Source organism: Deinococcus psychrotolerans (assembly GCF_003860465.1).
GTDB lineage: Bacteria > Deinococcota > Deinococci > Deinococcales > Deinococcaceae > Deinococcus > Deinococcus psychrotolerans.
Map to the genome: position 1 here is coordinate 1,233,561 of NZ_CP034183.1, position 12,438 is coordinate 1,245,998.

Here is a 12,438-nt window from a genome sequence, read left to right on the forward strand (position 1 = left end):
CAGGCGCGGCTTGGGCGGGCCATTCTGACCGTTTGGGCCGCCCAAGTCGCCTTGACGCCAAGCCTTCACTTTCCTAATCGACGCCCCTGCTTCGCGGCGAGAGTTTTGCCCTGCCCCGGTTTGTCATACTCAGGGCCATGAAAGGAGCCGACGCCGAAGACCGCGCCCTGAGTGAACTCTTGGCCCTCGGCCACACCTTGCTGGCCCGCAATTACCGCATGCGGGGCGGCGAGATCGATCTGGTGACGATGCACGGCGGGGTGTTCGTGTTCAGCGAAGTGCGCCAGCGCCGCAGCGCCAAGTATGGCAGTGCCCTCGAGAGCGTCACGCCGCGCAAATTAGAACTGATGCAGCGTTCAGCACTAAGTTACCTGATTCGAGAGCACGGGCGCGACGATTTGCCGTGCTTGCTGCAAGTCATCAGCATCGAAGGCGAGGCGGCGAGCGGAGCGCTGAGCATCACGCCGGTTGAGTAAAGAGACCACAAAAAACGCCCCCGCTCGATGAGAACGGGGACGCACACCGAAGTTGAGATTTGGTGCTTAGCCCTGCTTGCTGGAGGGAACGCTGCGGGCTTCTTCGAGATCTTTTTGCTTTTTGACGCCCTCGTGCTCGTTGTTGCGCGGCGCTTCAGCTTCACGGTCATTGGCCGACTTGAACGAAGGCTTGTGACCGTCCGCAATTTCGTGGACTTCTTTTTCGTTGCGGTCGTACTGATCGGGCAAACTGGTGTGGCCCTTGTTCTTATCGTCTTTGTCAGGCATAGCAGCAGTTTGAGGGACTGAGCGCGGAGTGGGCTGACACCACCCATAAGACCCCTTCAGAAATTAAAGTTTCTATAAGTCCGCGCTGTTTCACAATTTGGGCAAGGTCACGCCACGCTGCCCCTGATACTTGCCCGCTCTGTCGCGGTAAGTCACTTCAGGGCGCTCGCCTTCAAAGAAAAGGAGCTGGACACAGCCTTCAAAGGCGTACATCTTGGCCGGCAAAGGCGTGGTGTTGGAAAACTCCAAGGTGACATGGCCTTCCCAGCCGGGTTCTAAAGGCGTTACATTTGCGACGAGTCCGCAACGTGCATACGTCGATTTTCCTAGCGCCACCACCATGACATTGTCGGGAATTTGCAGATATTCCAAACTCCGAGCCAGGGCAAAAGAGTTGGGCGGAATGATAATCTCCTTGGCCCGAACGTCAACAAAGCTGCGCTCGTCAAAGTGTTTGGGATCGACGATGGCGCTGTTGACATTGGTGAAAATTTTCCACTCGTCGGCGCAGCGCAGGTCGTAGCCGAAACTGCTCAGGCCGTAGCTGATGACGTGCTGGTTTTCGGTGGTTCGCACCAAGCGGTCTTCAAACGGTTCGATCATGCCTTTTTGCGCCAGCTCACGGATCCGCCAATCGGGAAGAATACTCATGTCCGGCAGTCTAGCGGGCAGGGAAGCGGGCGGCCCCGCCTCTCGCTGTCTGGGTTAAGCTGGGGGGCGTGCCGGCTCCATTTTCCCGTCCGTCCTCTCCCCTGCGCGTGGCCGTCATCAGCGATGTTCACGGCAACGCTTTTGCTCTTGGGGCCGTACTTGACGACCTGCGAGACGCCGCCCCCGACGTCGTGTGCAACCTCGGTGATCAAGTCGAGGGGGCGGCCAATCCTGCTTTGGCGTATCAGTTGCAGGTCAAGCTCGGCGCAGTGGAAGTGCGCGGCAACAACGAAGAAAAGCTGTGGCCGAACGGACGGCGCAACCCGCTCAGCCAAAAATACGGCGCTTGGCTGGAGCAGCAACTGAGCCCTGAAGCGCTCGCCCGCCTCGCTGCCCTGCCGCTGACAGCGCGGGTCGAAGACGTGCTGGCCTGTCACGGCACGCCGACTTCAGCCTGGGACAGCTTGCTGTGGGTCTGGGAATCTACGAGCCAGGGCGGCTTTTACCGCAGCCGTGATCCCCGCGAACTTCGCCGGATGCTGGAACCGCTCTCGGCGGGCGTGGTGGTTTGCGGCCACACCCACCGGGCGGGCAGCACGCGGGTGGGCGACACGCTGGTGGTCAATGCCGGCTCGGTTTCCGATCAGGTCGACGGCGATCCCCGCGCCCGCTGGACACTGCTGGAGCGGCGAAGCGGGCGCTGGACAGCCGACTTCCGCGCTGTCCCTTACGCTATCGCGGCGGCGACGCACTGGGCCGCTGAGCACAGCCCTTTCGGTAAGGGCCAAGCGGCGCTGCTGGAAAGCGGCGAGATGACCGTTCGCGGCGAAGCGGCACTGACGGCAGGCGGGCCGTAAACTAAGCAGATGCCCAAGAAAACGGTGTTGATTGGTGCGCTCTGCGCCGCCGCGTTCACCAGCGCTGGACTTGCACAGTCCGCTGCGCCCGCTTCTCCATGCGGCGGGAAAGCGGGCTTGCCGAGTTGGTTCGCGGCGGGGGTCTATCAAGGAACGCTCGGCGGCCAGCCGATCACGTTGCAACTCAAGCGGCCCGCTGAGAACAACGACGAAGTGGGCGCGTATTTTTATCAATCGCGTCAAATTGATCTGACGCTGCACGGCAGCCGCAGAGGCAAAGCCCTGATTCTGGCCGAGGAAGTCTGGAGCGGGCCGGAAAAGGGGCTGCAAACCAGCGGCTGCTTGGCGCTGACCCGTGTTGGCGACTCGCTGACGGGAACGTGGAAAAGTCCGGCGGGTAAGCGCCTCGCGGTCAGTCTCAAGCCGCTGAAGCTGGCCGCTGTGCCGCTCAAGCTCCTCGATACCGCGCAAGTCAGGAAACTGCGGGCCGAGCAGCCGCTGGATTTCCTTAAGCTCAACACGGCTTGGCCCAAACGGGCAGATGCAGAAGGCAGCGTCGAGGAACCGCTGACCGGCATCGTTTATCCGCGTGTGGCAGGCGCTTCGGCGGCGCTGGCCGGAGCGCTGCAAGACCGGCAACTGGCGGCGGCCCAGAGCGCTTTGGAGTGCCAAGCCCAACTCGGGGACAGCGCAGGCAAGGGCGACGGCTTCACGCTGGAAGCGCAAGTGACCCGCCTGACGCCCAAGCTGGTCAGCCTCCACGAGAGCGCTGCCTACTACTGCGGCGGCGCACACCCCGACAATTTCGATGAGGGCGTGATCCTCAGCCGCGTCAGCGGGCAAAGCGTCAAGGTAACGGCGCTGTGGCCGGGGCTGAGTGGGGCCAAGCAACTGGCGCTGTATTTGGCGGCCTACCCCAGCGACGGCGGCGATCCCGAGTGCTCCAGCCTCATTCAGTCGTCCGCCGAGCCGTCCAGCAGTGATCCCCAGTTCGCGGCTTGGCTGACGCCTAAAGGTCTGAGTGTGGTGCCTACCTTTTTGCCGCATGTCGCCGCCGCCTGTGCCGAAACGGTCACGCTGGGCTACGGCCAACTGCGCCCACTCGCCGAGGAGAAAGGAAGGTATTTCAGCGACCTCTACCCCCGCTGAACTCTCCCCAGCGGTTTAGAACCTGCTCACACTCAGCGCATCACCGCGCACGACCATAGGGCATGGAACAACGTCAACTCGGTATCGGCGGCCCGAAAGTCTCTTCCGTCGGCCTCGGCTGCAACAACTTCGGCGGGCGACTCGATCAAAATGCGACCAACGCGGTGGTCAGTGCAGCACTCTCACAGGGCATCACTTTGTTTGACACCGCCGACGTGTACGGCAATCAGGGCGGCTCGGAAGAAATGCTGGGCAAGGCGCTGGGCAAAGAGCGCGGGGCCATTATATTGGCCAGCAAATTTGGGCACGATATGGGAGCAGACGGCAAGGGAGCCGATCCCGCTTACATCCGCAGAGCGCTGGACGCCAGCCTCAAGCGCCTCGGCACCGATTACTTGGATTTGTACCAGCTTCACACCCCCGACCCGCTCACGCCGCTGGCCGACACCCTCGGCACGCTCGACGAACTCGTCAAGGAAGGCAAGGTGCGAGCGGTGGGTTGCTCCAATCTTCCGGCGGCGCAGGTATACGAAGCCGCCCAAATCGCCAAGGCAAAGCAGCAGACGGCGTTCATCTGCGCTCAGGACGAATACAGCTTGCTGGTGCGCGGCATTGAGCACGACCTGATTCCAGCGCTGACGGATTTGGAGATGGGCCTGCTGCCGTATTTTCCGCTGGCCAGTGGCCTGTTGACCGGCAAATATCAGCCGGGTATCTTGCCTGCCGGGACGCGCTTTGCGTCCTCAAAAGGGGCACAAGACCGCTACATGACGCCGGAAAACTGGGCCAAGGTGCAGGCGCTACAGGCCTTTGCCACCGCCAGAGACCACACGCTGCTGGAATTGGCCTTCAGTTGGCTGGCCGCTCAGCCGGTGGTCAGTAGCGTCATCGCCGGAGCCACCCGCCCGGAGCAGATCGAGCAGAACGTGGCGGCGGCAGATTGGCAACTGAGCGCCGAAGATTTGAGCGAGATTGACCGAATCACCGCAGGGGAAGTCGCGGCAGCTTAGGGGATTGGTCAAAAAAGAAGCTTCCTTCCGACCGACCAATAGTAGTGAAGGGTTTGGAGGGATGGACGGCTGAGCAAAAAGTATACTCAGCCGTCCATCCCTCTAAGTGCCCTCTAACACTACACCAGCTTCCACGCCCGCACGTCCAGCAAGCCGCGCGGCGTCAGCTTGAGATCGGGAATGACGCTGAGGCCCAGAAAGCTGAGGGTGGTCAGGGCTTCGGGGAGCGGGCAGCCGCGCTGGTGCAACGCCAATTGGATGGCGCGAACACGGGCGGCGACTTCGGCGGGCGGCCAGTCGCTCATCAGGCCGCCGTAAGGCAGCGGCAAGCTCACCACCACTTGCCCGCCGTCCACGACCACCACACCGCCGCCGAGCCGCTGAACTTCCAGCCCTGCCGCTCTGATATCAGCGTCGCCACCTGGCCCCAAAGCTCCGGCGATGACCAGATGGTGCGCGTCGTGCAGCACGCTGAGGGCCACCGCGCCCCGCTGAAGCCCGATGCCGCTGGTTAGGGCGGCGCTCACCAAACCGCGCCCGTAGCGGTCGGCCACCACTAACTTGGTGTCGCCGCTGCCAACAGGCGCGATGTATGTTTCAATTTGGTCAGGCCGCACGCCAATCACGGGCCAGTGGGCAGGCACGCTGAGATCGGCCTCAGCCAGCCCCGCCGCGTCAACGCCGCCGCCCAGCAACGCGGGGGTAGTCACGGGCGCGTCCAAACTGGCGAGCGGCTGCCCGCCCAGCCAGCACTCGGCCACCTTGAAATCTTGGAGATCCTCAAACAGCACCAGATCAGCGCGGAAGCCTGCCGCCACCACGCCGACATCCATCAAGTTCCAGTACTCGGCGGCGTTGCAAGTCGCCAAGCTCAGCGCATAGAGGGGATCGATGCCGGAGGCGACCAAGCGGCGCAGCTGATTGTCCAAGTGGCCCTTTTCAAGGAGCCAGTCAGCGCTGATGTCGTCGCTGACCAGCAGGGCGCGGCGGGGTTGGCTGCGCAGCACGGGAATCAGAGCCTCCAAATTGCGGGCGGCGGAGCCTTCGCGCACCATCAACCACAGCCCGGCCCGTACCCGCTCGCGTGCCTCGGCCTCAGTGGTCGCTTCGTGGTCGGAGTGAATGCCCGCCGCCGCATAGGCTTGCAGGGCGTCACCCGACAGGCCCGCCGCGTGGCCGTCGATACGCCCACCCCGCGCCGCTTGCAAGGTGGCCCACACTTCGGGGGCAGCGCTCAGGACGCCCGGATAATTCATCATCTCGGCGAGGCCCAGCACGCCCGGCACTGCTAAGCCGCGTGCGATGTCGGCGGCCCCAAGCTGAGTGCCGCCCTCTTCAAATGAACTGGCAGGCACGCACGAGGGCTGCGAGCCCCACACCCTCAGCCCACTTTTCTCGCCCGCTTCCAGTATCCAGCGCAGGCCCACTTCACCCAGCACATTGACAATTTCGTGCGGCTCAGCCACGACTCCGGTGGTGCCGCGTGGCCGCACGGCGCGGGCAAAGCTGGCAGGTGTCAACATGCTCGATTCGATGTGAATGTGGCCGTCAATCAAGCCCGGCGCGAGGTATTTTCCACCCGCGTCCACAAGTTCTGGAGCCTGATAATCGGGGCCGATGGCGGCGACGTAACCGCCCGCAATCGCCACGTCGCCGCTGAGCAGTTCGCGGGTTGTCACACTAACGATCTGGGCGTTCCGGATCACCAAGTCGGCGGGTTCTTGGCGCAGCGCGACGCGCACGAGGCGCTGACGCAGAGTGGTTTCAGGGCTTGGGCTCAGGCTGGGGTCGGGCATGGCCCACTGTAATGCAGTTGAGTGGAGATGAGGAGGCTTGGAGGCTTTCGCTCTTGGCTTTTTCCCCACCCCCCAGCCCCCGCCCCAATGGGGCGAGGGAGCTAGTCGCTGCGCTCGGCATGGAGCTTCCAGCGTTCTGACAGGCCGCGTGCGCCAACTCTCCAGACTGTCGGGCGGTTAAGTCATGGGCGCTGTGCACAAGACCTGCCCATAATGGGCGAGTGGGAAAGCGGTATTCGGGTCAGGTTTTTTGTCCCTCCCCCTTGACTGATACAGGTCACAGCGAAGGGAAAGGTTGGGATGGAGTGAGTTGAAGCGGCATCCCAGCATTACTTTTCCATTACAGCGTCCAAAACTTTTTCAAGTCTTACTTACAGAAAAACTAAGTTAAGCGCCCTACTCAGCCGCCGTCAAGCAAAACTCTGCTTGGGCGGCTCCGGCAGTTTATAGGCCAAGTAAACGCTGGGCAGCAGCAGCAGTATGGAGACCAGCGCGGCGGTCGTCGGCGTGGTGGCGTCGGCTAAGAACCCCACCAAAAAGATCAGCAGGCCCGCCACGCCCCACGAAAAGCCCATCATGATGCTGCTGGCTACGGCCACGTGCTCCGGCGCGTATTCCTGCGCGGTGACGATGCCCACTGGAACGCTGGAATTGACCGCAGCGCCCACCAAAAAGGTCAGGGGGTAAAACCACCACTGGCCGGGGTTGGAGTAAATCAGGATGGCGAACAGCGGCAAAGTTGCCAAAATCGCGGACTTGAGCACCGGCACCCGCCCGATCTGGTCGGAAATACGCCCACCCACGATGCCGCCCACCGCTGAGGCCACCGCAAAAATCGCCAGTGTGATGGCCACTTCGCGCAGGCCGTAGCCGCGTGCCACCAAAATAAACGGCAACATGGCGTTGTAACCGATGCTGGCAAAGCTCCGCAGCACCGCCATGCCCCACAGCGTCACCATCGGGCCTTTGAAAATGCCGAGGTAGGCTTTGACGGTCAGCCGCTTGGCGGTCGGACGATAGTCCGGCGTAATGGCGTAACTGACAGCGCCAATCACCAGCCCGATCAAACCGAACCAGTGCAGGTTCGCCAGGCCCACGCTGGCAAACACTGGGCCCAGCGCCATGCCCGCCGTGCCGCCCGCGCTAAACAAGCTGGCCCACAAACCCCGCTTGGCCTGGGGACTGGAACGCGCCACATAAGCCGCGCCCGCCGGATGAAAAAAGCCGCTGCCCAAACCCGCGACGGCCACCAGCAGCACCAACATCCCGAACCAGGGCATGAAGCCGATCAGGGTCAGGCCCAGTCCGGTAAAGACTGGCCCGAAAGCGGCCATCGCGCGGCTGCCGAGCCGCTCGCCGATGACCCCCAGGAGCGGCTGCAACACGCTGCTGGTCAGCGAAAAAATGCTGGAAAGCAGCGTGATCGCCGCGATGCTCACCCCAAATTTGGTCTGCAATTCCGGCCCCAGCGGGGTAAGAATGGCTCCGTAAGCGTCGTTGATGAGGTGGCCCAGCGTCACTGCCGTCGCAATCGCCGCGCCACCTTGAAAAGTGCGTACCGTCACCGTTCCCGTACTCATGCTGACCTCACCCGTGTTCGCTGCTTTCAAGTCTAAGAACTTTCAGCTTTAAGCTAACACGCTCAGGGTTGGGCGGCAGTAAGCCAAATGTATTAGCGGCGTGTTCGCCGGACGGCCAGTCACACCACTATTTTTTGCTGCCCAGCCGCCACAACACGCGCACCACCAAGCCGAAGAGAATCAGCGTGGGCACGACGACAACGATGAGCAGAATAATTTCCGGCCAACCCAGATTGGGCACGGTTCAGCGCACCCGCGTGCCGCTCGGCAAGTCCAGCCCCGTGCCCAGCAAATCCAAATTGCCCTCGGCGTCCTCGGCGGCCAAGATCATGCCCTGCGACTGAATGCCGCGCAGCTTAGCGGGCTTCAGATTGGCGACCAGCACCACTTTGCGGCCCACCAAGTCTTCCGGCGCAAACCACTGGCGAATGCCGCTCACCACCGTGCGCTCCTCCGAGGTTCCATCGGCATGGCCCATCTTGACCGTCAGTTTGAGCAGCTTGTCTGCCTTGGCCACCGCTTCGGCGGCAATGACTTCCACGATACGCAGATCGATTTTGGCGAAGTCGTCAATACTGATCAGGTGGTCGGTTTCGGTCTGGGGTTCGGGCGCGGGCGCAGCCTCGGCGGGTTTGGCGGGCGTTTCTTGGGCAGGAGCTTGTACAGTCATGGTTTTGCCTTTCTTCTCTTGGGTCGGCTGAGGTTGGGCGGCGGGCGCAGCGTCGGCTCCACCTTCTTTGAGCTGTTCCGGCTTCGGAAACAACACCGGCCCGCCCAACACCCGCGTTCCTCCGGCGATCAACCCCCAGGCGGGCGTCAGAGGGTAGCTTTGCCCGCCGAGGCCGAGTTGCTCCCGCAGAGCGCGGGATTTACTGGGAATGGCGGCTTCTAGGGCCACGCTCGCCACCCGCAATCCCTCGGCGGCGGTGTACAGCACAGTGTCGAGTTTGGCCGCGTCGTCAGGATTTTTGGCCAGCGCCCACGGCGCACTCTCGGCAATGTAGCGGTTGAGATCGCGCACGAATTCCATCGCCGCTTCCAGCGCCATATTCACCTTGAGATCGCGCACCAGCACCATAATCCGGTCAGGCAAAGCCAGTGCCGCCGCCCGGATGCCTTCCTCGCGCACGCCCAGCGGCCCAGACGCCGGCAAAATGCCGTCCCGGTACTTTTGAATCATGCTGACGGTGCGCGAGAGCAAATTCCCCAAGTCGTTGGCGAGGTCGGCGTTCTGGCGGTTGATCAAAATGCCCGCGCCGTAAGGGCTGTCGGCGCTGAGGGTCGCCTCGCGCAGCAGGGTGTAGCGCACCGCGTCCACCCCGTAGGTTTCGATCAGTTCCACCGGATCGATGGCATTGCCCAGCGACTTGCCCATCTTGCGCCCGTCCTCAGCCAGAATGTGCGCGTGAACGACTAATTTTTGGTAAGGGGCCACGCCCGCCGCCTTCAGCATGGTGGGCCAGAAAATCGCGTGCGGCTTGAGAATGTCTTTGCCCACCACGTGCCAGGCGTAGTCAAACCATTCGGGATGGCCCTTGCTGCTCGGCGCGGAGAGGTAGTTGAGCAGCGCGTCAAACCAGACGTAAGTGACGTGATCGGCGTCCCAGGGCAGCTCGATGCCCCACGGCACCCGGCTCTTGGGCCTGGAGATGCTGAGCGGCCCAATCGGTTCGCGCAGCATCTCAATGACTTCATTGCGGTAACCCACCGGCTGAATGAACTCGGGGTGGGTCTGGATATGGTCGAGCAGCCACGCCTGATACTTCTCCATGTTGAAAAAGTAATTGGCCTCGCGGCGCAGTTCCGGTGGGTCTTTGTCGCCGGGAAAACGCTTGACGCCGTCTGCTCCCGGCACCAGTTCCTTGTCGGTCACGTAGCGCTCGGCTCCCACCGAGTACAGGCCCTCGTATTCGGCAAAGTAGATGTCACCCGCTTCATAGACGCGCTGCAAGACGCCCTGCACATACTTCTTGTGCCGAGACTCGGTGGTGCGGATAAAGTCGTCGTAGCTGATATTGAGCCGATCCCATAGGCCCTTGAAAGCCCGCTGAGCGAGGTCGTCCACAAAGCTCTGCGGGGTGCGTCCGGCTTTGGCAGCGGCTTTGCTGATCTTTTCGCCGTGTTCATCAGTGCCGGTCACAAAATACACGTCGTAGCCGGCGAGGCGGTGATAGCGGGCAATCGCGTCGGTCAGGATTTTTTCGTAGACGTGGCCGATGTGCGGCGCTCCGTTGGCGTAGTCAATAGCGGTGGTGATGTAGAAGGGCTGTTTGGCGCTGGGGTCTTTAGGGGTGTCGGACATGGGAAAGGCTCCTTAATCGCCGCCGACTTGAGGGTACAGTCTTGAATACACAGTCGGGGCGCAACTTCAACAGAATAGCTTGTAGACGAAAATAAAAAGCGGGGCCTTTTCCAACCTTCTCGGAAAAAGCCCCGCTCGCATTGCCCCTTCGGCAGCTAGCGCGGGGGCATTCGCATCAGTTGTACGTCGCGGCGGCGGATCATGCTCCCAATTTAGCGCAACGAAGCAGGCAGCAAATCAGCGGATTGGCTTAGCGAGCGCCAAGCGGCCCGTCCGGCCCCAGATCAGAGCGCCCAGCGCCAGTACACCGGCCAAAATAATTACCAGTCCGGCGTTGCCCACCAATAAAAAGGCCAGCGGCAGAGCGGTGGCGATCAGCACCGGGGGCCAGAAGGCAGTCCCAATCGCCCGCAGGGCCAGCACAGTTGCCACCACGCTGCCGAGCAGTCCCGCCCAGACCATCGGCAGGTAGCTCATCAGCACGCCGCCGAAGGTCAGGCCGACCAGCACCGCCAGCGAAGCGAGCGCCACCTGCGCCGGAGTGGTTCGCAGTCCGCGCAGCCACGCCCATAGCGCTCCGAAGAGTACGGCCAACAGCAAAGCCAGCGGCGCGAAGCTGTAGAGCTTGCTCAGGGTTTCGCGCAAACTGGCGCTGCTGAAGGTCATCGACACGTCCTGAGCGGTGATCACATCCTTGAGATTCCAAGTCAAAGTGCTGCCGCCGAGGCTGCGGGCGGTTTGGGTGGGCGGCAAGCTGTAGCGGGCAAACTTGGCGGCCTCATTGGTCTTGACGCTCAGCTCGAAATCCTTGATCGGCTCGCGGCGGCTGGCCAGCAGATAACTCCAGCCGCGTGCGCCTTGGTGGGCGTAGGTGACTTGCACCTTGACCGTCTGCTTCGGCTGAATCTGGGCTTGCCAGCGGCTGCCGTTACTCAAATCGGCGGCGGTCAGCTCTTTGCCGTCCACCAGCACCTTGAAGCCTGAGAGTGTGCCGCTGCCGTTGGGCAAGGGAAACTGAAAGCGGGCGAACACGGGGCGGTCGAGCGGGTTGGTAAAAGCGTATTCGGCGGCGAAAGTGGCGTCGTAATAGGTGCGCTTGGCTCCCCGTGCTGGCGTCACGAAATCCAGATTGACCTTGACCCGCGAGGTGTCGAGCTTGATCGGTGACTCGGTGGTGAGTGTAGCCTGACGGGTAAAAATCACGTCCTGCCCGCTGCGGCGAAACTTGTCCACCAACTTGATGACGTTCTCGCTGGTCGGGTCGGTCAGGTAAGGCGCGAGTGCGCCCACGCCCTGCTCGCCGACCCGTTTGAGCAGGCTCGGCGGCACGATCAGCGTGCGGGTGTAGGTGCTCTGGGTCAGGTAAGTAATGGTGGGAGAGTCTTGGGTGGTGGGCGCGGCGTCAAGGTCTGCGCCATTGCCAGCCCGTGCATTTTGGCCCACACTGACGCGGCTGACTACCAAGCTGCCTAGCACGTCCAGCGCCGCGAAAGTGAACGCCAATAGCAGCAGTGCGGCGGCCCACGCCCCCACCGGCGTACCCACCTCGCGCAGCCAAGTGGTGGACAACAGATAACTCGGGCGGTCACGCAGCCGCAAGGTCAGCAGCGTCAGCGCCCCGAAAAGGGCCACCAGCAGCACCAGCCAAAACAGACTGTGCCAACCGGAAAACAACGACCAGAACGAATCCAACGCCACTTGAACCATACATTCTCCTGACCCGCTCTACCGACTTATTGGTGCTGATTTTGTAGATCTGCCTCCAATTGTAGACGACAGCTTATGAGTAATACACTCAAGATGTGTAATTTACTTAGATGAGTACACTTCTACGATATGTTTGCACTTGGTATAATTTTGTATGACCATTTCAGATCAGTCCGCGTTCGAGCGGGCCCGCGCCGAATCTCAGTCTCTGCCCAGTAAACCGGACAACATGACGCTGCTGAAGCTCTACTCGCTTTATAAGCAGGGCAGTGAAGGCGACGTGACGGCCGAGCGGCCCGGCGGCTTTGATTTCGTCGGGGCAGCCAAATATGACGCTTGGGCGGCGCTGAAAGGCAAGCCGCAGGCTGAAGCGCAGGGCGAGTATGTGGCGCTGGTGGAGCAGCTCAAGGGGGGCTGAGGAGTTCAGCTGAGGTAGAAGAGAATTTTCACGCTTTAGCTTTCTGCCTTCGCATTGGCCTTCCCCACCCCAGCGAGTAGGTCGCCGCGCTCGGCATGGAACTTCCGGCGTTTCGGGGGGGCCGTTTGCGCTAATTTTCCAGACCGTCGGGCGTTGGTATTGTGGGCAATGCAAAAAAGACCTGTCCATAATGGGTGAGTTGGA

Annotated in this window: 11 protein-coding genes; 5 read left to right on the top strand and 6 right to left on the bottom strand. The window is 61.9% G+C overall.

Going from position 1 to position 12,438, the window contains the following annotated elements; genetic code table 11:
* Positions 1 to 137: 137 nt before the first annotated feature.
* On the top strand, positions 138 to 476 hold the full coding sequence (locus tag EHF33_RS06040; protein WP_124868816.1) for a YraN family protein: 339 nt from the start codon (positions 138 to 140) through the stop codon (positions 474 to 476).
* A gap of 66 nt (positions 477 to 542) precedes the next feature.
* Here the strand turns inward: EHF33_RS06040 and EHF33_RS06045 are convergent, their stop codons facing one another.
* Both EHF33_RS06045 and dcd read right to left on the bottom strand, forming a co-directional pair.
* Positions 543 to 764 (bottom strand): hypothetical protein, encoded by a 222-nt coding sequence (locus EHF33_RS06045; RefSeq protein WP_124868819.1) that lies wholly within the window; start codon positions 762 to 764, stop codon positions 543 to 545.
* Positions 765 to 854: 90 nt separating this feature from the next.
* Entirely contained in the window at positions 855 to 1,415 is a 561-nt protein-coding gene (gene dcd, locus EHF33_RS06050; RefSeq protein WP_124868823.1) for a dCTP deaminase, read from the bottom strand.
* Between the two features lie 101 nt (positions 1,416 to 1,516).
* Between dcd and EHF33_RS06055 the strand changes: the two genes are divergently transcribed.
* The 3 genes from EHF33_RS06055 (at position 1,517) to EHF33_RS06065 (ending at position 4,431) form a co-directional block, all read left to right on the top strand.
* Entirely contained in the window at positions 1,517 to 2,272 is a 756-nt protein-coding gene (locus EHF33_RS06055; RefSeq protein ID WP_124872892.1) for a metallophosphoesterase family protein, read from the top strand.
* Positions 2,273 to 2,281: 9 nt separating this feature from the next.
* Positions 2,282 to 3,421: a hypothetical protein gene (locus EHF33_RS06060; RefSeq protein WP_241191286.1), complete on the top strand. Its 1,140-nt coding sequence runs from the start codon at positions 2,282 to 2,284 to the stop codon at positions 3,419 to 3,421.
* Positions 3,422 to 3,483: 62 nt separating this feature from the next.
* Positions 3,484 to 4,431 carry an aldo/keto reductase gene (locus tag EHF33_RS06065; RefSeq protein WP_124868826.1) on the top strand — a complete coding sequence of 316 codons (948 nt, stop codon included), beginning with the start codon at positions 3,484 to 3,486 and terminating at the stop codon, positions 4,429 to 4,431.
* A 119-nt stretch (positions 4,432 to 4,550) separates the two neighbouring features.
* Here EHF33_RS06065 and EHF33_RS06070 read toward each other — a convergent pair whose 3' ends face one another.
* The 4 genes from EHF33_RS06070 to EHF33_RS06085 form a co-directional block, all read right to left on the bottom strand.
* Complete coding sequence (locus EHF33_RS06070) at positions 4,551 to 6,227, bottom strand: adenine deaminase (protein ID WP_124868829.1); 1,677 nt, start codon at positions 6,225 to 6,227, stop codon at positions 4,551 to 4,553.
* 410 nt (positions 6,228 to 6,637) lie between these two features.
* Positions 6,638 to 7,807, bottom strand: coding sequence for an MFS transporter (locus tag EHF33_RS06075; RefSeq protein ID WP_124868832.1), 1,170 nt, complete (start codon positions 7,805 to 7,807; stop codon positions 6,638 to 6,640).
* Positions 7,808 to 8,051: 244 nt separating this feature from the next.
* Positions 8,052 to 10,109, bottom strand: coding sequence for a methionine--tRNA ligase (gene metG / locus EHF33_RS06080; protein ID WP_124868835.1), 2,058 nt, complete (start codon positions 10,107 to 10,109; stop codon positions 8,052 to 8,054).
* Positions 10,110 to 10,346: 237 nt separating this feature from the next.
* Positions 10,347 to 11,816: a hypothetical protein gene (locus EHF33_RS06085; protein WP_124868839.1), complete on the bottom strand. Its 1,470-nt coding sequence runs from the start codon at positions 11,814 to 11,816 to the stop codon at positions 10,347 to 10,349.
* Positions 11,817 to 11,970: 154 nt separating this feature from the next.
* Here EHF33_RS06085 and EHF33_RS06090 point away from each other — a divergent pair, with 154 nt between their 5' ends.
* Entirely contained in the window at positions 11,971 to 12,234 is a 264-nt protein-coding gene (locus EHF33_RS06090) for an acyl-CoA-binding protein (RefSeq protein WP_164473423.1), read from the top strand.
* Positions 12,235 to 12,438: the final 204 nt, after the last annotated feature.